This is a genomic window from Streptosporangium sp. NBC_01755 (assembly GCF_035917995.1).
Taxonomy (GTDB): domain Bacteria; phylum Actinomycetota; class Actinomycetes; order Streptosporangiales; family Streptosporangiaceae; genus Streptosporangium.
This window is the reverse complement of the sequence record NZ_CP109131.1, coordinates 2021352-2044724: the sequence shown is the minus strand read 5'-3', so window position 1 is coordinate 2044724 and position 23373 is coordinate 2021352. Positions and strand designations below refer to the sequence as shown.

At 70.2% G+C, this 23373-nt stretch carries 21 protein-coding genes; 13 read left to right on the top strand and 8 right to left on the bottom strand.

The genetic code is table 11. The features are described 5' to 3' along the window. Window positions 1-8 precede the first annotated feature (8 nt). Window positions 9-962: an electron transfer flavoprotein subunit alpha/FixB family protein gene (locus tag OG884_RS09275; protein ID WP_326644105.1), complete on the top strand. Its 954-nt coding sequence runs from the start codon at window positions 9-11 to the stop codon at window positions 960-962. Window positions 963-1049: 87 nt separating this feature from the next. Here the strand turns inward: OG884_RS09275 and OG884_RS09270 are convergent, their stop codons facing one another. Both OG884_RS09270 and OG884_RS09265 read right to left on the bottom strand, forming a co-directional pair. Next, window positions 1050-2252: an MFS transporter gene (locus OG884_RS09270; RefSeq protein WP_326644102.1), complete on the bottom strand. Its 1203-nt coding sequence runs from the start codon at window positions 2250-2252 to the stop codon at window positions 1050-1052. Between the two features lie 203 nt (window positions 2253-2455). Continuing rightward, window positions 2456-2962 (bottom strand): TetR/AcrR family transcriptional regulator, encoded by a 507-nt coding sequence (locus OG884_RS09265; protein ID WP_326644101.1) that lies wholly within the window; start codon window positions 2960-2962, stop codon window positions 2456-2458. A 113-nt stretch (window positions 2963-3075) separates the two neighbouring features. Here OG884_RS09265 and OG884_RS09260 point away from each other — a divergent pair, with 113 nt between their 5' ends. Further along, the gene (locus OG884_RS09260) at window positions 3076-4239 is read left to right on the top strand and encodes a cysteine desulfurase family protein (protein WP_326644099.1); all 1164 of its coding nucleotides are present in this window, start codon (window positions 3076-3078) and stop codon (window positions 4237-4239) included. Window positions 4240-4337: 98 nt separating this feature from the next. On the opposite strand, the gene OG884_RS09255 is transcribed toward OG884_RS09260, so the two are convergent. Then, the gene (locus tag OG884_RS09255; protein WP_326644098.1) at window positions 4338-4613 is read right to left on the bottom strand and encodes a hypothetical protein; all 276 of its coding nucleotides are present in this window, start codon (window positions 4611-4613) and stop codon (window positions 4338-4340) included. 59 nt (window positions 4614-4672) lie between these two features. Between OG884_RS09255 and mnmA the strand changes: the two genes are divergently transcribed. Continuing rightward, window positions 4673-5743, top strand: a complete 1071-nt coding sequence (gene mnmA, locus OG884_RS09250) for a tRNA 2-thiouridine(34) synthase MnmA (RefSeq protein ID WP_326644096.1) — start codon at window positions 4673-4675, stop codon at window positions 5741-5743. 170 nt (window positions 5744-5913) lie between these two features. Here the strand turns inward: mnmA and OG884_RS09245 are convergent, their stop codons facing one another. Next, the gene (locus OG884_RS09245) at window positions 5914-6555 is read right to left on the bottom strand and encodes an MBL fold metallo-hydrolase (RefSeq protein ID WP_326644094.1); all 642 of its coding nucleotides are present in this window, start codon (window positions 6553-6555) and stop codon (window positions 5914-5916) included. 187 nt (window positions 6556-6742) lie between these two features. Between OG884_RS09245 and OG884_RS09240 the strand changes: the two genes are divergently transcribed. From OG884_RS09240 to gatB, 8 genes are all read left to right on the top strand, one after another. Continuing rightward, on the top strand, window positions 6743-7747 hold the full coding sequence (locus tag OG884_RS09240; RefSeq protein WP_326644092.1) for a methionine synthase: 1005 nt from the start codon (window positions 6743-6745) through the stop codon (window positions 7745-7747). A gap of 101 nt (window positions 7748-7848) precedes the next feature. Then, window positions 7849-10029, top strand: a complete 2181-nt coding sequence (gene ligA, locus OG884_RS09235) for an NAD-dependent DNA ligase LigA (protein WP_326644090.1) — start codon at window positions 7849-7851, stop codon at window positions 10027-10029. Window positions 10030-10156: 127 nt separating this feature from the next. After that, on the top strand, window positions 10157-12238 hold the full coding sequence (locus OG884_RS09230; protein ID WP_326644088.1) for a putative bifunctional diguanylate cyclase/phosphodiesterase: 2082 nt from the start codon (window positions 10157-10159) through the stop codon (window positions 12236-12238). 227 nt (window positions 12239-12465) lie between these two features. Then, a complete protein-coding gene (gene gatC, locus OG884_RS09225; protein WP_326644086.1) occupies window positions 12466-12765 on the top strand; it encodes an Asp-tRNA(Asn)/Glu-tRNA(Gln) amidotransferase subunit GatC in 300 nt (99 codons plus the stop codon). Further along, a complete protein-coding gene (gene gatA / locus OG884_RS09220; RefSeq protein WP_326644084.1) occupies window positions 12762-14252 on the top strand; it encodes an Asp-tRNA(Asn)/Glu-tRNA(Gln) amidotransferase subunit GatA in 1491 nt (496 codons plus the stop codon). Before gatC ends, gatA begins: the two co-directional genes overlap by 4 nt. 54 nt (window positions 14253-14306) lie before the next feature. After that, window positions 14307-15395: an AAA family ATPase gene (locus tag OG884_RS09215; protein ID WP_326644082.1), complete on the top strand. Its 1089-nt coding sequence runs from the start codon at window positions 14307-14309 to the stop codon at window positions 15393-15395. Beyond that, entirely contained in the window at window positions 15392-15958 is a 567-nt protein-coding gene (locus OG884_RS09210) for a hypothetical protein (RefSeq protein WP_326644081.1), read from the top strand. Before OG884_RS09215 ends, OG884_RS09210 begins: the two co-directional genes overlap by 4 nt. Window positions 15959-16073: 115 nt before the next feature. Next, window positions 16074-17579 (top strand): Asp-tRNA(Asn)/Glu-tRNA(Gln) amidotransferase subunit GatB, encoded by a 1506-nt coding sequence (gatB, locus tag OG884_RS09205; protein ID WP_326644079.1) that lies wholly within the window; start codon window positions 16074-16076, stop codon window positions 17577-17579. Between the two features lie 305 nt (window positions 17580-17884). Here gatB and OG884_RS09200 read toward each other — a convergent pair whose 3' ends face one another. From OG884_RS09200 to OG884_RS09190, 3 genes are read right to left on the bottom strand one after another with little or no spacing between them, the layout of a single operon-like run. Then, window positions 17885-18181: a hypothetical protein gene (locus tag OG884_RS09200; protein WP_326644077.1), complete on the bottom strand. Its 297-nt coding sequence runs from the start codon at window positions 18179-18181 to the stop codon at window positions 17885-17887. Beyond that, entirely contained in the window at window positions 18165-18587 is a 423-nt protein-coding gene (locus OG884_RS09195) for a hypothetical protein (RefSeq protein ID WP_326644075.1), read from the bottom strand. The genes OG884_RS09200 and OG884_RS09195 overlap by 17 nt, the downstream gene beginning before the upstream one ends. Further along, entirely contained in the window at window positions 18584-18970 is a 387-nt protein-coding gene (locus OG884_RS09190) for a hypothetical protein (RefSeq protein WP_326644073.1), read from the bottom strand. Before OG884_RS09190 ends, OG884_RS09195 begins: the two co-directional genes overlap by 4 nt. 177 nt (window positions 18971-19147) lie before the next feature. Between OG884_RS09190 and OG884_RS09185 the strand changes: the two genes are divergently transcribed. Beyond that, window positions 19148-20353: a hypothetical protein gene (locus tag OG884_RS09185; protein ID WP_326644071.1), complete on the top strand. Its 1206-nt coding sequence runs from the start codon at window positions 19148-19150 to the stop codon at window positions 20351-20353. A 29-nt stretch (window positions 20354-20382) separates the two neighbouring features. After that, window positions 20383-20691, top strand: coding sequence for a 4a-hydroxytetrahydrobiopterin dehydratase (locus OG884_RS09180; RefSeq protein WP_326644069.1), 309 nt, complete (start codon window positions 20383-20385; stop codon window positions 20689-20691). 1029 nt (window positions 20692-21720) lie between these two features. Here OG884_RS09180 and OG884_RS09175 read toward each other — a convergent pair. Beyond that, on the bottom strand, window positions 21721-23283 hold the full coding sequence (locus OG884_RS09175; RefSeq protein WP_326644068.1) for a hypothetical protein: 1563 nt from the start codon (window positions 23281-23283) through the stop codon (window positions 21721-21723). Window positions 23284-23373 lie beyond the last annotated feature (90 nt).

Here is a 23373-nt window from a genome sequence, read left to right as displayed (position 1 = left end):
AGCTGGAAATGTCTGAGATTCTCGTTCTGGTCGAGCACGTCGAGGGCCAGGTCAAAAAGGTCACCCTTGAGCTGCTGACGCTCGCCAGGAAGCTGGGCGCCCCCGCGGCCGTCTGGACGGGCGCGGGATACTCTCCCGAGGCGGCGGCCAAGCTGGCCGAGTACGGCGCGGAGAAGATCTACGTGGCCGACTCCGCCGAGGTCAGCGACTACGTCGTCGCCCCCAAGGCGGAGCTGCTGGCCCACCTCGTGGCCGAGCGGTCCCCGGCCGCGGTGCTCGTCGCCGCGACGGCCGAGGCCAAGGAGATCGCCGGTCGCCTCGCGATCAAGATCGACTCCGGTGTGCTGACCGACGTCGTGGGCATCGAGGACGGCCTGGTCGCCGACCAGTCCATCTTCGGCGGCGGCGTCAACGTCCGGTCGCGCGTGACCAAGGGCACCCCGATCGTCGCGGTACGCCCCAACTCGACGCCGGTCGAGGCCGCCGCGGGCGCGGGAGCCGAGGAGCGGGTCTCCTTCACCGTGTCCGACGCCGCCAAGGGCGCCAGGATCGTGGAGCGGGTCAAGCAGGAGAAGGGCGCGCGCCCGGAGCTCACCGAGGCCGCGATCGTGGTCTCCGGTGGCCGGGGCGTCGGCTCGGCCGACAAGTTCTCGATCATCGAGGAGCTGGCCGACTCGCTTGGCGCGGCCGTCGGCGCGTCCCGCGCCGCCACCGACGCCGGCTGGTACCCGCACCAGTTCCAGGTCGGCCAGACCGGCAAGACCGTCTCGCCGCAGCTCTACATCGCGGCGGGCATCTCCGGTGCCATCCAGCACCGGGCCGGCATGCAGACCGCCAAGACGATCGTCGCGATCAACAAGGACCCCGAGGCGCCGATCTTCGAGCTCGCCGACTTCGGCGTCGTGGGCGACCTGCACGAGGTGGTCCCGCAGCTGACCCAGGAGGTCACCAAGCGGAAATGACCCGGCAGGGTCACGGCGTACGCGCGGGGTGATGCGAACGCGAGACGGCACCGCACGACATGTGCGGTGCCGTCTCGCGTTCCGGGGTCAGGCCGCGATCGAGAGCTCTCGCCTGGCGGTCTCCGCGGGGCCGGCCGCCGCGCGGTGGCGGGGCAGGAACAGCGCGACCGCGGCGATCAGGACGCCGAGCACCACGGCGATGCCGAGGCTCGTCCTGAGCGTGGCCAGATCGGAGAGGAAACCGATGATCACCGGGCCCAGCAGCAGTCCCGCGTAGCCCATCGCACCGGTCTGGGCGATGGCGGGCCCGGGGCTGCCGGTCGCCTCGCCCGCCAGGGACATGGCCATCGGCGAGACCGTCGCCACGGCGACGCCCACGAACAGCATGGCCGAGAGGGCGACCGACGCAGTGGGGGCCGTGACGACCACGCCGAAGGTCGCGGCGGTGGCCAGGCCCGAGGTGACCATCATGCCGCGAGCGCCGAAGCGGGCCCGGACACGGTCACCGGCCAGGCGCCCGGCCAGCATGCCCGCCTCGAAGATCGGGTAACCCAGGGCGGCCACCGCCTCCGGGGCGCCCAGAGCGTCCCGCAGGTACAGGCCGTTCCAGTCGGCGACCGTGCCCTCCACCATGAACGCGCAGAAGGCGATCACGCCGAGCAGGTAGACCACCGGGGGCATCCGGAGGCGGGGAGTCGCGGGGGTGCCCTTCCCGTGCTCGGCGACGGCAGCCGGGTCGGGCAGGTAGGTGCGGCTGACAAGGACCGTGGCGGGAAGCGCGAGCAGGGCGACCAGCGCCAGGTGGGCGGTGATCGAGAGTCCCGCCGCGATCGCCGCGGTGCCCAGCAGGCCCGCGCCGATCGCTCCGGCGCACCAGCCGGCGTGCATGCCGTTCATCAGCGGGCGGTCGTAGGCGCGCTCGACCGCCGATCCCTGCGCGTTCATCGCGATGTCCACCGCGCCGAACGCCATGCCGAACAGGCCGCTCGCGGCCACGGCCAGGGGGAACGACGGCGCCACCGCCAGCAGGGCCAGGGTGATCGCGGTGAGGGGGGCTGCGACCCGGAGGATGCTCCGGCTGCCGAAGCGCGCCATCACGGCGCGCATCGACTGCATGGTGATGAGCGCTCCCAGCCCCCACGCCAGGAGGGTGACGCCGACCGACGCCTCGGACAGGCCGAGCTTGTCGGAGAGCGCCGGAATGCGCACGGTCATCGATCCACACATCAGACCGGCCAGCACGAATGTGAGAACCGCCCCGATTCGAGCCGTTCTCAGGTCGCGGGTCATGCTCAATCCCTTCAATAAATGTTTTGACAAACCGGTGAACGGGCACACCGAAAGCGGTCGCTTTCGCGCATGCGGAAGCGACCACCAATCTGTGTGACGGGTTGTCCCTGGCCGGGCACGCGATCAGGCGCGCGGGCGAGTGAGGGGTGCCAGGGGCAGAGGGGTGAAAGTCAGCAGAGGTGTAAAAGTCAGAGGTGTCAGGGTCAGGCGGGCAGCAGGGCCAGCAGACGCCGTTTCAGCTTCTCGTAGTGCTCGTCGTCATAGAGATCGGGGTCGTGGCTCGCCACATCCCACAGTCCCTCACAGGCGAGGCGCACGATCTGCGCCGCCTCCGGGTCGGGCTCGCTGTCGAGCCCCTCGCGATGCCAGCGGGCCATCGCCACCCGCAGCGGTGCCAGAAGATAGAGGTTGCCGGAGGCTCCGGTCACCACGGCCCAGCGCCGCAGCCTGCCGCTCCGCACGGCGGCGAACGTGGCTGCCAGGTAGTTCTTGGTGTAGGTGTCGTGGCCCTGGGCGGCGACGAGCTCGTCGAACTCCTCGATCAGCCGCTCGACCATGCCCTTGATCAGGGCTTCCTTCGTGCTGAAATGGTAAAGCAGACCGCCCTTGCTGCATCCGGCGCGCTCGGCGACGGTCGCCAGGGTGAGCGCCTGGGAGCCCTGGTCGGAGAGCAGATCCTCTGCCGCGTCCAACAGCTCGCCCCGTCTCATGGCCGCTACTGTACCGTCTGGACGGTTTAGTGGTCAACTCCGGGGATGATGCTCTTCGCGGGCACGGATACGCTTGGCAGGTTGACAGCGAGTTTGGGGGAGGGGATGCGGCCGTGAAGTCCGCCTATCTCGATCATGCGGCGACCACGCCGATGCTTCCCGAGGCGATCGAGGCGATGACAGTCCAACTGGGCCAGGTCGGCAACGCGTCCTCGCTGCACGCCGCCGGCCGCCGCACCCGCCAGGTCGTGGAGGAGTCGCGGGAGACCATCGCCGCCGCGCTCGGCGCTCGCCCCAGCGAGGTCGTCTTCACCGCGGGCGGCACCGAGGCCGACAATCTGGCCATCAAGGGCCTGTACTGGGCCCGTCGTGTCGGGGGCGCGGACAGGATCCTGATCAGCGCCGTCGAGCACCACGCCGCCCTGGACCCCGCGCACTGGCTGAGCGATCACCAGGGCGCGACCGTCGAACTGCTCGACGTCGACGAGTTCGGCCGGGTGCACCCGCAGACCCTGCGCGAGGCCATCGAGCGCGACCCGGACAGCGTCGCCCTGGTCAGCGTCATGTGGGCCAACAACGAGGTCGGCACCGTCCAGCCCGTCCACGCGCTCGCCGAGGTGGCCCGTGAGCACGGCGTTCCCTTCCACACCGACGCGGTCCAGGCCGTCGGTCAGCTCCCCGTGCTCTTCGCCGACTCGGGGATCGACGGGCTGACGCTCTCCGGTCACAAGGTCGGCGGCCCGATGGGCGTCGGCGCGCTGCTGCTCGCCCGGGGCGTCGACCCGGTGCCGGTGCTGCACGGGGGGGGCCAGGAGCGTGACGTCCGCTCCGGCACGCTCGACGCCCCCGCCATCGCCGGTTTCGCCATGGCCGTGCGGGCCGCGGTGGCCCGGCAGGCCGAGACCTCGGCCCGGCTGGTCGCGCTCCGCGACGACCTGATCCGCCGGGTCCGCGAGGCGGTGCCCGACGTGATCCTCAACGGCGACCCGGTGAACCGCCTCCCGGGCAATGCCCACTTCTCCTTCCCCGGCTGCGAGGGCGACGCGCTGCTCATGCTCCTGGACGCCAAGGGCGTGGAGTGCTCGACGGGCTCGGCCTGCTCGGCAGGGGTCGCCCAGCCCTCCCACGTCCTGCTCGCGATGGGCGCCGACGGGTTCCGGGCGCGCGGATCGCTGCGCTTCTCCCTCGGCCACACCTCGACCGAGGCCGACGTGGACCGGCTGGCCGAGATCATCGGTCTTGCCGTCGAACGCGCCCGCCGCGCGGGCCTGAGTTGATCGCGTGAGGCGTTCTTCGCGCGGGCCTGAGTTGATCGCGTGAGGTGCCCTTCGCGCCGCCCTGAGTTCGCGCCGCCCCAGGTTCGCGCCGGGGATTCCTAGGTGAGGAAGGGTGAGGTGGCGATCCGGCCGGGGTCGCCGGCCGAGGTGACCACGAGGGCCCGGTCGGCGTCGAGGCCGGGGGCGATCTCCCACACCGGTGACGGGTGGACGGCCGGCACGGCCGGCCCGATCCACTCGGCCAGCCGCCCGGCCTCGCCGGCGGCGACCATCGCGTCCAGTTCCGGTCTCGCCTCCGCCCACCACGCCCGGAACTCGCCGATACCGTCAGCAGGGTCGGCGGCGGGCTCGTTCTTCCGCCGGAACAGTCGCATGACCCCGGATTCTCCCAGCCCGACGGGGCGCCCGCCAACGCGGGTACGCTCAAGGGGTTATGAGTCTTCGTGTGCTTGCCGCCATGTCCGGCGGCGTCGACTCCGCCGTGGCGGCCGCCCGCATCGCCGAGGCGGGCCATGACGTCACCGGTGTCCACCTCGCCCTTTCCGCCAACCCTCAGTCCTATCGGACCGGCGCCCGCGGGTGCTGCACGGTCGAGGACTCGCGAGACGCCCGCAGGGCCGCCGACGTGATCGGCATCCCCTTCTACGTCTGGGACATGGCCGAGCGGTTCCATCGCGACGTGGTCGAGGACTTCGTCAGCGAGTACGCCGCCGGCCGCACGCCCAACCCGTGCCTGCGCTGCAACGAGAAGATCAAGTTCGAGGCGGTGCTGGACCGTGCCCTCGCGCTGGGCTTCGACGCGGTGGCCACCGGGCACCACGCGCGCGTCACCGACGGAGTGCTGAGCCGCAGCCCCGATGCGGGCAAGGACCAGTCGTACGTGCTGGGTGTGCTCACCAGGGAGCAGCTCGGTCACGCGATCTTCCCACTGGGCGACTCCACCAAGGCCCAGGTCCGCGAGGAGGCCGCGCGGCGCGGGCTCATGGTGGCCGACAAACCCGACAGCCACGACATCTGCTTCATCGCCGACGGCGACACCCGAGGCTTCCTGGCCGACCGTCTCGGCGCGGCACCGGGTCCGATCGTCGACGAGTCCGGTGAGGTCGTGGGCGGCCACGAGGGTGCCTACGGCTTCACGGTCGGCCAGCGCAAGGGCCTGCGCATCGATCGCCCGGCCCCCGACGGCCGCCCGCGTTACGTGCTGTCCATCGAGCCGGTCTCCAACACGGTCACGGTCGGCCCGCGTTCGTCCCTGGCGGTCACGGGCATCGTCGCGGAGCGCCCGGTCTGGAACGGCCCGACCGGCGAGCCGCGCGAGCCGCTGGCCTGCACGGTCCAGCTCCGCGCGCACGGCGAGATGTACGGCTGCCGTGCCCGGCTCTCCGGCGGGGAGGTCCACATCACGCTGGACACCGCGGCCACCGGGGTCGCGGCGGGCCAGGCCGCGGTGCTCTACCTCGGCGACACCGTGATCGGCTCGGCCACCATCACCTCGGCCTCGTAGTGCGCGTCCCACCGCCGCGCGAACACGTCCTCGACGGTCGTGTCCCCGTACGGGCCGCGTTTGGCGAGCACGGCCGCGTTTGGCGAGCACGGCCGAGCCGGCGTCGCGCGTCCCCGCACCGGGTGTGTCCCACCCGGGCGTGAGGCCGACTCCCGGCTCGGGCGGGCCGGTCAGGGCAGTGTGACCGACTCGCCGGGCTTGAGACGGCGCATCTCGGCCTGCTGCTTACCCGACTCCATCTCCAGCCACCTGTCGATCAGGCCGAGCCCGATGTCGTTGAGCAGGCCGTCGTGGGTGGAGAAGGCCCTGGCCGGGCGGACCTGGCGCAGGTACTCGACCATCTCCGACGCCTTCATCCACGGCGCGTTGGTCGGCACCAGGAGCGTGGGCACCTCGACGCCCGGCGGGGTGAACGCGTCCCCCGGGTAGAAGACCTCCTCGTCCACCAGGAAACCGACATTGCGCACGATCGGCTGGTCCGGGTGGTTGGGGGCGTGCCACTCGCCGACGACTCGCACCCCGAAGCCGGCCGTGTCGAACGCGTCGCCGTGCCGTACCACCTGGATCTTCGCGGGGACATCGGTCAGCGTGGCGGCCACGCCCTCGTTGGTCCAGATCTCCAAGGACGGGTCGGCCTCGGCCGCCCGGCGCAGCCGGTCCGCCTCCACGTGGTCGAAGTGCTCGTGGGTGATGAGCACGGTCTGTGCCCCGTCGAGTGCGGACTCCTCACTGAAGGAGCCCGGATCGATCACGAGAGTGGAGCCGTCCTTCTCCAGGCGGACACACGCGTGTCCGAATTTCGTGAGTCTCATCCCTTCACCCTACGGGCGCGTCGGACCATGATCCGCGAGGGGGCGGTGCCGTCACGCGCTCCCGCCCTTGATCGCGTGCCGGCACGGCGCGGCGGGATTCCCCGGGCGGTAGGCGTGACCCGGCGGTCATAAGCTGGCGTGGGCGGGCGGGTCCCGCCTGCCTCCCAACGCGAAACCAGGAGCAGTCTTGAGCCAGTACCCATGGGGCGAGGCGACCGCGACCGGCATCGGGTCGCATCCGGGGGAGGAGCACGCCGAGGCGGTCAGGGTCGTCCTCGGCGAGTCGCCCGCGCTGCCGTACCTGCCGGAGCTGCCCGCCCGGGGCGTCGGCGCCGACATGATCGGGCGCACCGCGTCGCTCCTGCTGGAGATGCCGGTGGAGGTACAGCCGTCGGGCTGGCGGTTCGCCGACCGGCCGGGCCGCGACTTCAAGCGCGCCCGCGACCATCTCGTCCGTGACCTCGACACGCTGGAGGAGGCGGCACAGGGGTACGAGGGGCCCTTCAAGATCCAGGTATGCGGGCCGTGGACGCTGGCCGGAGCGGTCGAGCTCAGGTACGGCGACAAGGTGCTCGCCGACCCGGGGGCGGTGCGCGACCTGGTCGCGTCCCTGACGGAGGGGATCGCCGCGCACGTCGCCGACGTGCGCCGCAGGGTGCCGGGAGCCTCGCAGATCGTGGTCCAGATCGACGAGCCGGGGTTGCCGGGCGTCCTCACGGGCACGGTGCCGACCGCCTCGGGCTTCGGGCGGCTGGCCGCGGTCGACCGGCAGATCGCCGCGGACCGGCTCGGGGCGGTGTTTCCCGCGGGGACGTTCACCGTCGTGCACTGCTGTGCCTCGGCCGTGCCCTTCCGAGTCCTGCGCGCGGCGGGCGCGGCGGGCGTCTCGCTCGACGCCCACCTGTTGAACAGGCGCGACGAGGACGCGATCGGCGAGACCGTCGAGGCGGGGACGGCTCTCTTCCTCGGTGTCGTGCCGGGCGTGGACGCGAGGCTCCCCGACGTCGGAGTGGTCGCCGGACCGGCCGTCGAGCTCTGGCGCCGCCTCGGCTTCCCCGCCGCGACCCTGGCCTCGCAGGTGGTGCTCACCCCCGCCTGCGGCCTGGCCGGGGCCTCACCCGCCTACGCCAGGGCGGCCCTGGCCACCTGCCGTAAGGCCGCCCGGGTGCTGCAGGACGACCCCGGCGAGTGATCCCGGCCTCTGGGGGCTTCAACTCGGGGTAAGGAAGGACGCAGATTGTCGGTGCTTGAAGATACGTTTGGCTTGGCCGACGACGAGGGGGGAAGCGGGCGATGGGCGCTGAGGTCGAGGGCGTGCCGGTGCGGGCGTTGGAGCGGCACGCGGAGCTGACCGAGCTGGTCGAGGAGGCCAACTGGCGTTACCACGTGCTCGACTCGCCCACCGTGAGCGACGCCCAGTACGACGGGTGGATGCGCGAGCTGCGCGAGCTGGAGGAGGAGAGTCCGACCCTTCGCACGCCCGACTCTCCCACCCAGAAGATCGGCGCGCCGATCTCCAGCGATTTCAATCCCGTCAGGCACCTGCAGCGGATGGAGAGCCTCGACAACGCTTTCAACGCCGACGACCTCGCCTCCTGGCGGGCGAGGGCCGAGCGGCTGGCCGAGCGTGACCCCGCGCCCTACCTGTGCGAGCTGAAGATCGACGGTCTGGCGATCGCACTGGTCTACCAGAAGGGCCGCCTGACCAGGGGGGCCACCAGGGGCGACGGCCGCGTCGGTGACGACGTGACGGCCAACGTCCGCACGATCGTCAACGTGCCGCACCGCCTGACCGGCGACGACGTGCCCGATGTGGTGGAGGTCAGGGGCGAGGTCTACATCCCGGTCGAGGAGTTCAGGAAGCTCAACGAGCAGCTGGTCGAGGCGGGCAAGGCGCCGTTCGCCAACCCGCGCAACTCCGCGGCGGGCTCCCTGCGGCAGAAGGACCCGCGCATCACCGCGCAGCGGCCGTTGCACATGATCGTCCACGGGATCGGCAGGTGGGAGGGGGCCGCCGCGCCCCGCACCCAGTCGGAGATCTACGAACGGCTCGGCGCGTTCGGCCTGCCGGTCAGCGACCTCTACCGGGTCGTCGACGACCTCGAAGGCATCAACGCCTTCATCGACTTCTACAGCGAGCACCGCCACGACCCCGCCTACGAGATCGACGGCGTCGTGGTCAAGGTCGACCGCATCGAGCTCCAGCACAACCTGGGCTCCACCAGCCGGGCCCCCCGCTGGGCGATCGCCTACAAGTATCCGCCCGAGGAGGTCAACACCAGGCTCCTCGACATCCAGGTCGCGGTGGGCCGCACCGGCAGGGTCACGCCGTACGGGGTCATGGAGCCGATCGTGGTGGCGGGCTCCACCGTCGAGCGGGCCACGCTGCACAACGCCTCCGAGGTCGCGCGCAAGGGCGTGCTGATCGGCGACACCGTGGTGCTGCGCAAGGCGGGCGACGTCATCCCCGAGATCGTCGGCCCGGTCGCCGACCTGCGCGACGGCACCGAGCGGGCGTTCGTGATGCCGGAGCGCTGCCCGGAGTGCGACACCGAGCTGGCGTACGAGAACGAGGGCGACGCCGACCTGCGCTGCCCCAACACCAGGGCGTGTCCCGCCCAGCTCCGCGAGCGCGTCTTCTTCGCGGCCGGACGCAGGGCCTTCGACGTCGAGGGGCTGGGCTACGTGGCGGCCACCGCGCTGACCCAGCCGCTGCCGCCGCAGGAGCCGCCGGTCCGCACCGAGGCCGACCTGTTCGACCTGACGATCGAGCAGCTGCTGCCGATCAGGTCGGTGGTTCGCGACCCCGACACCGGACTGCCCAGGACCGATCCGGAGAGCGGCGAGCAGAAGGTCGTCACCTTCTTCGCCAACCAGAGCGGCGAGCCGAGCAAGAACGCCGAGAAGATGCTGGAGCAGCTGGAGAAGGCCAAGAGCCAGCCGGTCTGGCGGGTGCTCGTCGCGCTCTCCATCCGGCATGTCGGCCCCCCGACGGCCCAGGCGATCGCCGCGGAGTTCGGTTCCATCCACGCGATCGCGAAAGCCTCCCAGGAGGAGCTCGCCGCGGTCGAGGGCGTCGGCCCGCGCGTGGCCGCGGCGATCCGCGACTGGTTCGAGGTCGACTGGCACCGGGAGATCGTCAAGCGCTGGGCGGACGCGGGGGTCCGGATGGTCGACGACCCGCCGGCCGAGCAGCTCCCGCAGACCCTGGCCGGGCTGACCTTCGTGGTGACCGGCACGCTCGCCGATCTCACCCGCGACGAGGCCGGTGAGGCCCTGGCCGGCCGGGGTGGCAAGGTCTCGGCGTCGGTGTCGAAGAAGACCTCCTTCGTGGTGGTGGGGGAGAACGCGGGTTCCAAGTTCGACAAGGCGGTGAAGCTCGGCGTGCCGATCCTCGACGAGGCCGGTCTGCGGGTCCTGCTGACCGAGGGGCCCGAGGCGGCGGCGGAGGTGACGGTGCGGCCCGAGGAGTGACGGGACCGACCCGCCGCCGTGCGCCGGAACACGTGAATTTTCAGTGACGGACCGTGCGCAACCGGTTTCGCGAAGTGGCCCGTAGGCCGTACTCTCCCATAGTGAACTAATGGGGGTTTTGTTACTCATGGCCGACCCAATCGACACTCGCGATACCGGACCGCGTCCGGGGTCGCCCCTCTGGGCCTATCTCGCCACCGTCATCGCGGTCGGATTCATCGCCTTGGTCGTGCCCCAGCTGAGTGTGGACATGACCGAGGTCACGGAACTCGCCCGCAGCCCGCTGTTCTGGATGTTCGCGGTCCTTGTCGTGCTGGGCGAGTTGCGGCCGGTGGTCCTGTCGTCGTCGTCGACCGTGGGCGGCACCTACCCGTCGACCATGTTCACCTTCGCCGCGCTGCTCCACTACGGCCTGCCGATCGCGGTGCTGCTGCAGGCGGTCGCCATGGTCGTCAACGGGGCGGTCACCCGCAAGGCGTGCCATCGGGTCATGTTCAACATCGCCCAGGTGACGCTGGCCTGCACCGCCGCCTGGGTGGTGCTCGGGCTTTTCGGCGACCGGCCCGTCACGGTGGGCGCCGGGGTGCCCGACGGCGCCGACCTGCTGGCGATCGGGCTGGCCGGGCTGGCCTACTTCGTGGTCCGGGCCACGCTGGTCTCCGGCGCGGTGGCGCTGCACGAGCGCAGGTCGATCCACAGGGTGATCAGGACCACGATCGGCCACCAGAGCCTCGTCTACGCCGGGCTGCTCGGCCTGGCCCCGCTCGTCGTGGTGGTGATGAACCACTCGCCGGCCCTGGTGCCGCTCTTCCTGGCGCCCATGTTGGCCGTCTACTTCACGGCCAACATGTCGGTCCGCCGCGACCACCAGGCGATGCACGACGGCCTGACCGGGCTGCCCAACCGCAAGATGCTCGTGCTCAGCACGGAGGAGGCGCTCGCCGAGGCGCGGGAGGGCGAGCGGGTCGGCCTGTTCCTGCTCGACCTCGACCGGTTCAAGGAGATCAACGACACCCTCGGGCACCCGGTCGGCGACCGGCTCCTGCAGATGGTCGCGCACCGGCTCACCCACAGCGTCCGTCCCGGCGACGTGGTGGCCCGGCTCGGCGGCGACGAGTTCGCCGTCCTGCTGCCCTCGATCAGGGACGCGGCGGCGGCCAGAGAGGTGGCGGCGCGCCTGCGGGTGGCGATCACCGAGCCGGTACGGCTGGAGGGCATGAGCTTCGACCTGGACGCCTCGTTCGGCATCGCCCTCTACCCCGACCACGCGCCGGACTTCGAGATGCTCCTGCAACGCTCCGATGTGGCGATGTACCTGGCGAAGGAGAGCAGGACCGGGGTCGAGATCTACGCCGCCGACAAGGACCGCAACAGTCCCGAGCGGCTCACCCTTCTCGGTGACCTGCGCAGGGCCATCGACCGCTCCGAACTGCGACTGCACTACCAGCCCAAGCTCGACCTGTCGGGAGGGCAGGTGCGGGGCGTGGAGGCGCTGCTGCGATGGCGCCATCCGGAGCGAGGGATGATCTCCCCGGGGGAGTTCGTGCCGATGGCCGAGCAGTCGTATCTGATGCGTCACCTCACCGGATACGTCATCGACGCGGCCCTGGAGCAGGCCGCCCACTGGTGGCACACCGGCCTGCACGAGCAGATCTCCGTCAACGTCTCGGCCAGGGACCTGCTCGACTCGGCGCTCTCCGACCAGCTGGGAGCGGGTCTGGCGCGGTACCGGCTGCCGCCCAAGGCGATCCAGCTGGAGGTCACCGAGCGTATCCTGATGACCGACCAGGCGTACACCGCCGACGCGGTCGGTGCCCTGACCTCGCTGGGCGTGCCGCTCGCGCTCGACGACTTCGGCACCGGTTACTCCTCGCTGGTCCGCCTGCAGCGTCTGCCGGTGGCCGAGGTCAAGATCGACTCCTCGTTCGTCCGGCGCATCGGCGAGTCCAAGGACGACGAGCGGATCGTCCGCTCGATCGTCGACCTGGTCCGCTCCCTCGGCCTGCGCTCGGTCGCCGAAGGCGTCGAGTCGGCCGAGGTGGCCGGGCGCCTGGCGGACATGGGGTGTGATCTGGGCCAGGGCTGGCTGTTCGCCGAGCCCATGTCGGCAGCCGACACGACAGTATGGTTGCGCAAGCATCGAGAGCTCGCCACGCACGACTTCGGCTTCCTGCGCCCCACCGAGATCCTCGACCCCCAGCGGGCCTAGCGCTCCGCGAGCTCCCCGTCCAGGCCCTGGTCGCGGCGGCATTACAGGCGCGTATCGGGCGGTCCGGGAGCCGATTTCTCCGGCCTGGCGGGCCGGGGGCGGTCTGACCGCTTCGAGTAAGAGATCTTCGGTTGGTTGCGACGGTGTTAATGAGTCAGGACCCTCAGGCCACGAGCCATAGGATGACAGTGTCCAATTGCCATTCCACGAAACGGGTTCAACGACTCATGTCCGCCATAACCCGCGACGAGGTCGCTCACCTCGCCCGGCTGTCCCGGCTGGCGCTGGCCGACGAGGAGCTCGACCACTTCGCCGCCCAGCTCGATGTGATCATCGGTGCGGTCGCCCGCGTCGCCGAGGTGGCGGCCGACGACATCCCGCCGTCCTCGCACGCGCTGCCGCTCACCAACGTCTACCGCCCCGACGAGGTGCGGCCAGGACTGACGCCGGAACAGGCGCTGTCAGGCGCCCCGGCAGTAGAGGACGGCCGCTTCCGCGTGCCGCGCATCCTCGGGGAGGAAGCATGAGCCTCATCCGCAAGTCCGCCGCAGACCTGGGCGCGCTGATCGCGAGCGGTGAGGTCTCCGCCGTCGAGGTCGCTCAGGCCCACCTCGACCGGATGGCCGCCGTCGAGCCGAAGATCAACGCCTTCCTGCACATCAACGCCGAGACGACCCTGGAGCAGGCGCGAGCCGTCGACGCCCGCCGGGCGGCCGGCGAGGAGCTCGGCCCGCTGGCCGGCGTGCCGATCGCGCACAAGGACGTCTTCAGCACCGCCGACATGCCGACCACGGCCGGGTCGAAGATCCTCCAGGGCTGGAACCCGCCGTACGACGCGACCGTGACCCGCCGCCTGCGCGAGGCCGGGCTGGTGATCCTCGGCAAGACCAACCTGGACGAGTTCGCGATGGGCTCCTCCACCGAGAACTCCGCCTACGGTCCCACCCACAACCCGTGGGACCTGTCCCGCATCCCCGGCGGCTCCTCCGGCGGCTCGTCCGCCGCGGTCGCCGCCTACGAGGCCCCGCTGTCCACCGGCACCGACACCGGCGGCTCGATCCGCCAGCCCGCCGCGGTCACCGGCATCGTGGGCATGAAGCCGACCTACGGCGGCTCGTCCCGCTACGGCCTGATCGCTTTCGCCAGCTCGCTCGACACGCCGGGCCCCTTCGCCCGCAACGTGCTGGACGCGGCGCTGCTGCACGAGGCGTTCTCCGGCCACGACGCGATGGACTCGACCTCCGTCGACGCCCCGGTGCCCTCGGTCGTGGAGGCGGCGCGCAACGGCGACGTGGCGGGGCTGCGCATCGGCGTGGTCAAGGAGTTCGGCGGCGACGGCTACCAGGCGGGCGTGCTCGCGCGTTTCCACGAGACCGTGGAGCTGCTGGAATCGCTGGGCGCGAAGGTCTTCGAGGTTTCCTGCCCCTCGTTCACCACCGCCCTCCCGGCGTACTACCTCATCGCCCCCTCGGAGTGCTCCTCCAACCTGGCCCGCTTCGACGCCATGAGGTACGGCCTGCGCGTCGGCGACGACGGCACGCGCAGCGCCGAGGAGGTCATGGCCCTGACCAGGGCACAGGGCTTCGGCCCCGAGGTCAAGCGCCGCATCATCCTGGGCACGTACGCGCTGTCCAGCGGTTACTACGACGCCTACTACGGCCAGGCGCAGAAGGTCCGCACGCTCATCGCGCGCGACTTCGAGGCGGCCTTCCAGCAGGTGGACGTGCTCATCTCGCCGACGACGCCCACCACGGCGTTCCCGATCGGCGAGCGCGCCGACGACCCCATGGCGATGTACCTGGCGGACCTGTGCACCATCCCGGCCAACCTGGCGGGCAACGCGGCCATCTCGGTCCCGTGCGGCCTGGCGGACGAGGACGGCCTGCCGGTCGGTCTGCAGATCATGGCCCCGGTGCTCGGCGACGACCGCTGCTACCGGGTCGGCGCCGCGGTCGAGAAGGCCCTCCAGGCACGGTGGGGCGGCAGCCTGCTGTCCAGAGCCCCGGAGCTATAAGGGTTTTCTGGATTTCGGGGCGAGGGGGCGACAGGTGACAGGGAGAACGGCGGCATGATCACTCGGATCGAGATCGACGGGTTCAAGTCCTTCTTGAGCTTCGATCTCGATGTGCCGCCCTTCCTCGCGCTGGTGGGCCCCAACGCGAGCGGCAAGTCGAACCTCTTCGACGCCGTGGGGTTCGTGGCGGCCGAGATCGAGGGCCCCGGCGGGTTGCTGGGCGCGACCCGCGGGCTGCCTGGTGAGCAGTTCCACCGGGTCGCCCACGGCTCCGCCGTGGGCGGGTTCGTCGTCTCGGTGGAGGCGCTGGTCACCCCGGAGCCCGGCTCCGTGGTGCCGGTCAGGTTCGACGTGGGCGCGGAGATGGTGCTGAAGATCCCCAGGACCAGCGGGGCCGTCGTCAGCCACGTGGCCCAGCGGATCCCGCACGAGCTGCTGGATCTCCTGGTCGAGGACCCCGACCCCGAGAACACGCCCCGCCGTACGGTCTCCTCGTGGCGCCGCTACTCGCCGTCCCCGGCGGCGATGCGCCGCCGCTGCCCCGCGGCCAACCGGGGGCCGCTCGCGGCCGACGGTGCGAACCTGGCCGCGGTGCTCGGGCGGATGGCCGGTACGGAGGCGCTGGCCGACCTCGTGGTCGACCTCGCGGGGGTGCTTCCCGACGTCACCGGGCTGGTGCCGCGCACCGACCGGAGGGAATGCTCCTTCGACCTGCTCGTCGACGGCCAGGGAGCGGTACCGGCCACGCTGCTGTCCGACGGCACCCTGCGGGTCCTCGGACTGCTGACCGCCCTGCACGACCCCGACCACCCGGGCACGCTGCTGGTGGAGGAGATCGAGAACGGCGTCCACCCGGGGCGCCTCGGCGAGCTGCTGCGGCGGGTGCGCCAGAAGACCTCCGGGCCGGGGGGTGCCGAGCCGCCGCGGCAGGTGATCCTCACCAGCCAGTCCCCGATCGTCGTCGCGGAGGTCTACCGGACCGAGCCGGACGCGCTGACGTTCCTCGACACCGCGGTCCGCGTCGACCCCGACAACGACCGGGTGTCGCGGGTGACCGTGGCCAAGCCGATCCAGCCGGACGGTGAGCCGGGCACGTTCATCTCACCCCGGCAGGTCCGCAAGTACCTGGGAGCGGCCGCATGAGCCGCCCGCTGGTTCCGGGACTCATCGCGGAGGGGGAGACCGACGAGGGCTTCCTCGGCATCGTGATCGCCAGGCAGCTGCGCGAGCTCACCTGGATGTCACCGTACGCGGTGGACATCGAGGAGACGGAGATCGTCTCTCACGACCGGGAACACATGGTCACCGCGCTGGAGGAGCTCGCGGCCGACTGCCACCTGCTCTTCACGCACGACGACGGGCGGGAGCGCCGCCGTAGCGACGGCGTCCGCTACCACTCGCACTACCTGGTGCCGGTGATCGGTCTTGGTGACACCGAGGCCTGGCTGCTCGCCGACCGCGCGGTGTGGGCGGGGCTGGTCGGCAGCGACCTCAGCGGGCTGCCCGCACGGCCCCGCGACGTGGAGAGGATCGCCGACCCGGCGGGGGTGCTGGCCGCGACCGTTCCCCGGCGCGGCAAGCCGGTCCGCGACTACTTCGAATACATAGGACGCAACATCGATCTCGCCGTCCTGGCCCAGGTGCCCGCCTACGCGAACTGGGTGGCCGAGACGAGGAACGCGTTGAAGGGACTTGGTTACCTATGACGAGGACAATGAGAGTGGTGAACGACAGTGAGCGCTGAGAGAGCCCGACGCAGTGAGCGGAGTGGCGCGCGAGGAACGAGCGCTCCGCGTAGCGAGCGAGGAGTGGTGAACGACAGTGAGCGCTGAGACGTTGATGCCGTACGACGAGGCGCTGGAGCGCTTCGAGCCGGTGCTGGGCCTGGAGACGCACGTCGAGCTGGGTACGGCGTCGAAGATGTTCTGCGGCTGCCCGACCACGTTCGGCGCCCCGCCGAACACGCACGTCTGCCCGGTCTGCCTGGCGCTGCCGGGTTCGCTGCCGACGGCCAACGCCGCCGCGATCGAGTCGACGATCCGCATCGGCCTGGCGCTCAACTGCTCCATCGCTGAATGGTGCCGCTTCGCCCGGAAGAACTATTTCTATCCGGACATGCCGAAGAACTACCAGATCAGCCAGTACGACGAGCCGCTCTGTTTCGACGGCTACCTCGACGTCGAGGTCGACGGCAGGACGGTGCGGATCGAGATCGAGCGCGTTCACCTGGAGGAGGACACCGGCAAGTCCACCCATGTGGGCGGCGCGACCGGTCGCATCCACGGGGCCGACTACTCGATCGTCGACTACAACCGGGCGGGCATCCCGCTGGTGGAGATCGTCACCAAGCCGATTCCGGGGACCGACAGGCTCGCTCCCGAGATCGCCCGCGCCTACGGTACCGAGCTGCGCGAGCTGGTGCGCGGTCTCGGCGTCTCGGACGTACGCATGGAGGAGGGCTCCATGCGTTTTGACGTCAACGTCTCGCTCATGCCGCGTGGCTCCTCGGAGTGGGGCACCCGCACCGAGACCAAGAACGTCAACTCGCTGCGCAGCGTCGAGCGCTCCGTACGGGGTGAGATCGAGCGCCAGGCCGCGATCCTGGCCGGCGGCGGCCGGATCATCCAGGAGACCCGCCACTTCCACGAGAACACCGGCACCACCACCTCGGGACGGTCCAAGGAGGAGGCGCAGGACTACCGCTACTTCCCCGAGCCCGACCTGGTGCCGATCGCCCCCGACCCCGCGTGGGTCGCCACGCTCAAGGCGGCCCTGCCGGAGCTGCCGGGCGTGCGGCGCAAGCGGCTCCAGCAGGAGTGGGGCGTGTCCGACCTGGACATGACGTCCATGCACAACGCCGACGCCATCGGCCTGGTCGAGGCGACGGTCGCCGCCGGGGCCCCGCCGGTGGACGCCCGCAAGTGGTGGATGGGCGAGCTGGCCCGCCGCGCCAACGAGGCGGGGCTCCCGCTGAGCGCGCTGCGGATCACCCCGGACCAGATCGCCAGGGTGTGCGCGATGGTCGCCGGGGGAGCGCTGAACGACAAGCTGGCCCGCCAGGTGCTGGAGGGCGTGCTGAACGGCGAGGGCTCCCCCGACGAGGTGGTGGCCGCCCGCGGCCTGCAGATCGTCAACGACGAGGGCGAGCTGATGGAGATCATCGACCAGGTCCTGGCCGGTAACGCCGACGCGGCGGACAAGGTCCGCAACGGCAAGGTCGCCGCCGTCGGCGCCCTGGTCGGCGGTGTCATGAAGGCCAGCCGGGGCAAGGCCGACGCGGGCCGGGCCAGGGAGCTCATCCTGGAGCGCCTCGGCGTCTCCGAGTAATCGGCGTCTCCGGGCAACCCGCGCGTAGGGTTTCCCGGGAGCTCAAGCGAAGGGTCTGCGAGTGGCCCGCGCGTAAGGTTTCCGGGGAACTCACGCTGAAGGTTTTACGGGGAGCCCGTGCGAAGGGTTTCCGGGAGTCCGCGTGAAAACCCCGCCGCCCTGGCGGGAGCCGCGCTCGCGCCCGGGTGATCCGATCGCGTCCAAGCTCCGCGAGCGGCCCGTGGTTGCGTACCACCGCTCGCGAGAAGTTGGGCGCGACGGCACGGGAGTCGTCCCTCCGTGCCGCCGCGTTGCTCATGATGGGTTCAGCGGCTCGGCATAGTGCTCACCGAGCCGTTCGGCGATCCGGGCCGCGACCCGCACCAGGTCGTCCACGTGGCACCTGGGGACGAGGTTCGCCAAAGGTCGAGTTCCACCTGTTGCATGCGGTCCCACAGCTCGGCGGCGCTGTCCGCGTGGACGGTGCGGAAACACGCCGCGTCCCGGCAGTCCCAGGCTTCGAATCGCCGGTATCTCAGGCTCCACCAGACCAGCCACCCGTACGCGTACGCCTGTACCTGCTCGGCGGCCAGCGCCGCGTCGGCGTCAGCACGGGTCGACATGCTCTGCCAGGATCACGTCGGCCAGCAGCGGCAGCTCGCAGCCCAGCAGCGTGGTGAGGGGGCGGGCGCGCAGGATCTCGTAGTGCTCGGCGAGCCGTTCGGCGGCCGTGGCCGGGCCTGAGGCGGCGCTGAGTAGATGCTCACCCGATCCGTCAAGCTCAGGGCTGGTCCACCAGAAGTTCTCACCGTCGCTGTAGGCCAGGAGCCCGCGATAGACGGACACGATGGCGTTGCCGGAACGGAGCTCATGGATGTCGGCCGAGATGCCATGGGCGCGATCCAACTCGACGACCAGTTCTTCGGCGCGGAGCCGGGCGGCGGTCGGCGGCGCGGCGGCGTGCACCGGGGAAGGGAGACCGCCGCGCCTGCTCACGGAAGCGTCGCCACGCTTCGGGGCCGCGTTCATGCCGCAACCCCTCGCCGGTACGGCTCGCGCCGCCAGGGCGGGGAGGTGGTGTCCGGCGAGCGGCCCCCGCCATAGGCATCGATGACCGCCACCGGCCGCGCGTGACGTCCGGGGCGAACCTGGGAGGGAGCGGCGGGCGGGTGAACCTTCAGCGGGCGCGACGGCGCCGTGACCGGTAGCCGACCGCCCAGGCCCAGAAGCCGCCGCGCGGCCATCCGAGCGCACACCTGCTGGGACGTGGGCTGCTCCCACAGATGGTCACGACGATGCGGCAGGCTGCGCGCCTCATGGGCATAGGGGGCATGCCCGCACCAGCGGCAGCCCAGCGGCAGCGGCGGGGAATCCGCGTTCCAACGGATCCGGATGGCTCTAACCTTGGCCATGGATCAGGACTCGCTTCCTGGTCAAGGGGCCCGTACGGCGTATCAGCGCCTGCGGGCCCCGTTGCTGTTACATCTCCTTCCATCACAACGCTGCGTAATCCCTTCGGCACAGATGCGTTTGGAGGACGCTGGGGGCGACAGAACCTCCCCCCGAGTTACGGCGAAGAGGTGTACGTGATGGCCGCTGATCTCCCTGCGTGGGCCGTACGACTCCGCGAGGAGCGACGCAACCGGCTGTGGCCCCAGCGCGAGATGGCCCGCCGACTCGTCGAGGCGGCTGACGAGGAAACCCGCAACCACCTGCCCACTCGGGAGACCATGATCCGTCGGATCAAGGCGTACGAGGCCGGGCACAACCGGCCCGGCGACCCGTACCGCGTGCTGTACGCACGAGCGTTCGGCATCCCCGAAGCCGAACTGTTCCGGGAGGAGCGCCAAGTGGTGACGGGCGCCATCCCCACGTTCGCCAGGGCATTCCCGGCTTCTCCTAACCGCTACGTGGCACCGGAGCTGGTGGACTACTTCTGCCTTCAGCTACTAAGCCACTACGCCGCCGACGCGTTCCTGGGGCCTCGCCATCTGATAGGTACCGTCGTGGTTCAGTATCAGTCCATCGCCGAACTCGCAGGCCAAGCGAAGGGCGAAGTACAACGCGAGTTGCTTCGTCTCGGTGCGGGCTTCGCCGCCTTCGCCGGCTGGCTGTGCCAGGACGCCGGTGTGACCGACCAGGCGGCCTTATGGCTCAACGCCAACCTTGAGATGGCACATCGCGCCCAGGACGCCCAGCTCATCAGCCATGCCCTCACGAACAAGGCGATGCTGGCCGTAGACCTCGGTGACGCATCCGCGGTGATCGACCTCACCGCCGCAGCCCTGTCGAACCGGGCTGGGCTCATGCCGAAAACACAGGTACTCGCCCTACAACAAAGGGCCCACGGGTACGCACTGGCAGCAGACCGTACTCGCTGCGACGCACTACTGGATGAGGCCGCGACACTCATCGACGACATCGACGATGACCATATGTGGGGTAACGCCTGCCGAACGCCCAACTACGTGGAGATCCAACGAGCCACCTGCTACGGGCGACTCGGACTCAACGCTGACGCCGTCACCCTCTGGGATCAGATCCTTCCGTCCATGCCCGCCACGGCCCGCCGTGACATCGGGGTTTTCCTGGCTCGGCAAGGTGCCGCCCTCGCGGCGATTCCCGACCCTGAACGGGCAACGGAAGTGGCCAGCAAAGCGATCGAGCTTCTGCGTCAGACCGGCTCAGTGCGCCAACGTGCGGAACTGATCGCTATGCCAGCCCGCATGGGTGCGTGGGTGAAAACCGCTAAAGGACGCGAGATGACTGAGATGCTGGCAAATGTCACGCAGTAGGAACCTTGCGAGATAGGGAGGTGGTGGACATGGGTCTTCGTGACCCCCTGCCCGCCGAAGAGGTTACGCGGCGCCTGGCATCAAGCGGCTGGTCCGGCGACACCAACGAGATCAGCAAGAACTACTCGATCGACTACGACAGCGCGATGCGCGCCGTCGCCGAAATCGCACAGGTTGCCATCGAGCTGGAACATCGGCCAGACATCGATATCCGATGGGACCACCTACGGATCGCCATGACCACCCACACGGCGGGCGATGTCGTAACGGAGCTGGACTTTCTGCTTGCTGTCCGTATCAATAAGATCACCCAAAGGCACGGAGCCGCAACGACCTGATACGCACCCGTGACGTTTTATCGATGTGGCGGCTACCCCCAAAGCTGGCGCAAGGCCATATCGCCCACTCGCTTCCGCAAGGGGGCGCAGGCAACTCGGCGGTGCTATCGGGTCGCGTCCGCGCAGGTGGTGTACGAGTGTTTGAGATCGGTACCTGCGTCGCGCCTGGCTGATCGCCGTTGAAAAGCGCGGCGTAGTACGTGGGGAAAAGCGCAGCGAGGGCGGTGAAGTGGTTCAGGACCGCTCACCGGTAACGCATCGTGCGGGGTTGAAGATCAAAAGCGCGGCGAGGGCGGCGGAGTCGCTCGGGACCGCTCACCGGTAACGCATCGTGCGGGGTGGTGGCGGGCGTTGGCCGGGTGTGGGTGACAAGGGGCGGGCTGACGGAGCTCCGGGAGGGGGCAAAGCGGGTCATGGCGGGCATGGAGGCGGGGCCGTGGTGGTGACGATCGGGGATTTTCCATGATCTGGGTGAGTTGGCACGCTGGGGGCGTGCGGATTCACCCAGATCAAGGAAGGCGCCGCTCCCGCCCCTCGGGGTGGGCCGCTTTTCGTGGTGGAAGGCCCGGTTCGTCCCCGCACCCGGCCGGGGGCGACCCGTGACCGGACGCCCCGCGGACCTTCGTACCCCGCACGGCGAGAGCCCCGCGCGAGGCGGCGGCGAGCAGCGGCGAGGAGCGGCCCCGAATCCCTCCGCACCGCGGCGGACCCGTACCGATGAGCGGTCTGGGGCCACTCCACGGTCCTCGGCGCGCTTTTGATCTTCCACCCCGCACGATGCGTTACCGGTGAGCGGCCCCACACCACTCCACCACCCTCGCCGCGTTTTTCCCCACGGACGACGCCGTGCTTTTCCACCGTGACCGGCTTACCGGATTCGGATGCTCGTACACCACGTCCGTGGACGCGACCGTGGCCGATGCCCATGGCGAGCGCGTCGGCCTGGTCCCCGGTCAGGAGTGGCGGACTCTCAACGTCCGGCGCGTGTGGTGATAACACCCCGCTGGTCAGCTGACCTGCTGACCAGCGTCAGCGTCGAAGGAAATCGATCATCTCGGTTCTGGTCTCCTCGTGCGGTTCGACCGATGCCGCCTGCCGCATCCAGTGCCTTGCCTCGTCCGGTACGGCCGAGGCCGGCCAGGTGGCCAACGCGGCCAGGGCGGCGCGCCGGATCCGAGTGACCCGGTTGCGCAGTGCCACGTCGATCAGTGCCAGCCCGATGCCGGGGAAGGTTTCCAGCCCGCCCACGATGGACTCCAGCGCTCGATCCGGCCCGTACTCCTCGCCGATGTCGTGGCTGTCCTCTGGCCCATTGGCCAGATCGGCCAGGGGAAGAAGTCGTTCGGCCAGGTGGCTGAGCTGCTCGGCTTCCTCGGCGGTGGCGAGCCGGATGGCGTGGTGCCAGGCGAACTCATCCAGCGGATCAATCTTCAGACGGGCGATGATCTGCTCGACCACCTGTAGATGAAGTTCGTCGGCAGTCCACATCGCATGGCTGAAATCGACATGGTGTGGATCGGCCAGGCACCCCAGCACGAGATCGTTCCACCGAGGTTGGGTGGTGAGTTCCTCGTAGCGGCGGCGGAGCTGCGCGATCATGTCGGGCGGCCAGGGCGAATCGTCGTCGGGCTCGCGCAGGAAGGCCAGGATTCTCAGCACGGCGTGCAACCTGTCGAGCGTGGCCTGCCGGTCGGCGAGGAGGTCGGCGAAGCGATGCATGGCCGGTACGGCGTCGGCGTAGTCGCCCATGTCTTCGGCCGGACCACCCAGCGCCAGGGCGGCCAGGATGTCCGCGGCGCCGTCGAGCAGGGTGTCGTCGATGTCCGGCTCCAGCAGGGCCGAGTACAGGTCGCCGGTCGTGGCCGCGAGGTGGGCCAGGTATTCGTTCATGATCCCGTTGCGGAAACCATCCCTTAGCAACCAGGCCTTGATCTGTGGATCGTCGCATCCCTTGAGCCGTTCCACCGCGTGGATGCGGCCCCAGTCCCGCACTCGGCGGGCCAGTTCGTAGGCGGCACGTTGGCGGTCGGGCTGAGTGTGCTGCAGGGCCACCACCGCGTACAGGGTGAGCTCCTCCAGCGTGCCGAGCAGGAGCAGCAGCTCCCTGTCCCGCTCGTCCCCACAGGCGCCGAGCAGCACAATGCCGATCTTGACAGCGCCGCGCCGGGTACCGTGCTCGGTCAGATGCCGTCCGACTTCGCCGATTCGATCACGGGGGAGCCGCCGTCGCCGGATCTGGTCGACGAGGTCGTCGGCGATGCCGAGTGCTGATACGGTGCCGAGCCGATCATGTAGCCGCAGAAGATCTTCACGGGCGGGGTCGCCGGTGACGAGCCTGCTGATCAGGCCGGCGATTTCGATGACGGCGTTGTTGTCGGGCTCGATACCAAAGTGGTGGCTCTGGATGCCGTCCATGACGACGCTGGTGATGAACGGCTCATGGTCACGGCGGGGCGGGTCATCTGGGAGCTGGTAGGCGTCCTCGGGCCACGGGCCGGGCCCGTGGCGCAGGGACATCGCGAGTGCGTGAGCGAGGAAGGTGGGGCGATCGTCGAGGGGATCGTCACCCAGCTTCCACGTGCCGGGGTTCACCGGCTGGGGCGGTGGCCGCCCTTCCCATAGGTCATGCCCGCCATGATGGGCCACCGGGCGCCCGGATGGCAACCACGGGCCGCTCCCCTT

Excerpts from the sequence above, each read along its gene's own strand:
- gatC (WP_326644086.1), top strand. The coding sequence starts at position 12,466 with ATGTCCGCCATAACCCGCGACGAGGTCGCTCACCTCGCCCGGCTGTCC.
- OG884_RS09215 (WP_326644082.1), top strand. The coding sequence starts at position 14,307 with ATGATCACTCGGATCGAGATCGACGGGTTCAAGTCCTTCTTGAGCTTC.
- OG884_RS09245 (WP_326644094.1), bottom strand. The coding sequence starts at position 6,555 with ATGAGACTCACGAAATTCGGACACGCGTGTGTCCGCCTGGAGAAGGAC.
- mnmA (WP_326644096.1), top strand. The coding sequence starts at position 4,673 with ATGAGTCTTCGTGTGCTTGCCGCCATGTCCGGCGGCGTCGACTCCGCC.
- OG884_RS09255 (WP_326644098.1), bottom strand. The coding sequence starts at position 4,613 with ATGCGACTGTTCCGGCGGAAGAACGAGCCCGCCGCCGACCCTGCTGAC.
- ligA (WP_326644090.1), top strand. The coding sequence starts at position 7,849 with ATGGGCGCTGAGGTCGAGGGCGTGCCGGTGCGGGCGTTGGAGCGGCAC.
- OG884_RS09190 (WP_326644073.1), bottom strand. The coding sequence starts at position 18,970 with ATGGCCAAGGTTAGAGCCATCCGGATCCGTTGGAACGCGGATTCCCCG.
- OG884_RS09195 (WP_326644075.1), bottom strand. The coding sequence starts at position 18,587 with ATGAACGCGGCCCCGAAGCGTGGCGACGCTTCCGTGAGCAGGCGCGGC.
- OG884_RS09200 (WP_326644077.1), bottom strand. The coding sequence starts at position 18,181 with ATGTCGACCCGTGCTGACGCCGACGCGGCGCTGGCCGCCGAGCAGGTA.
- OG884_RS09265 (WP_326644101.1), bottom strand. The coding sequence starts at position 2,962 with ATGAGACGGGGCGAGCTGTTGGACGCGGCAGAGGATCTGCTCTCCGAC.
- OG884_RS09180 (WP_326644069.1), top strand. The coding sequence starts at position 20,383 with ATGGGTCTTCGTGACCCCCTGCCCGCCGAAGAGGTTACGCGGCGCCTG.
- gatA (WP_326644084.1), top strand. The coding sequence starts at position 12,762 with ATGAGCCTCATCCGCAAGTCCGCCGCAGACCTGGGCGCGCTGATCGCG.
- OG884_RS09275 (WP_326644105.1), top strand. The coding sequence starts at position 9 with ATGTCTGAGATTCTCGTTCTGGTCGAGCACGTCGAGGGCCAGGTCAAA.
- OG884_RS09270 (WP_326644102.1), bottom strand. The coding sequence starts at position 2,252 with ATGACCCGCGACCTGAGAACGGCTCGAATCGGGGCGGTTCTCACATTC.
- OG884_RS09210 (WP_326644081.1), top strand. The coding sequence starts at position 15,392 with ATGAGCCGCCCGCTGGTTCCGGGACTCATCGCGGAGGGGGAGACCGAC.
- OG884_RS09185 (WP_326644071.1), top strand. The coding sequence starts at position 19,148 with ATGGCCGCTGATCTCCCTGCGTGGGCCGTACGACTCCGCGAGGAGCGA.
- OG884_RS09230 (WP_326644088.1), top strand. The coding sequence starts at position 10,157 with ATGGCCGACCCAATCGACACTCGCGATACCGGACCGCGTCCGGGGTCG.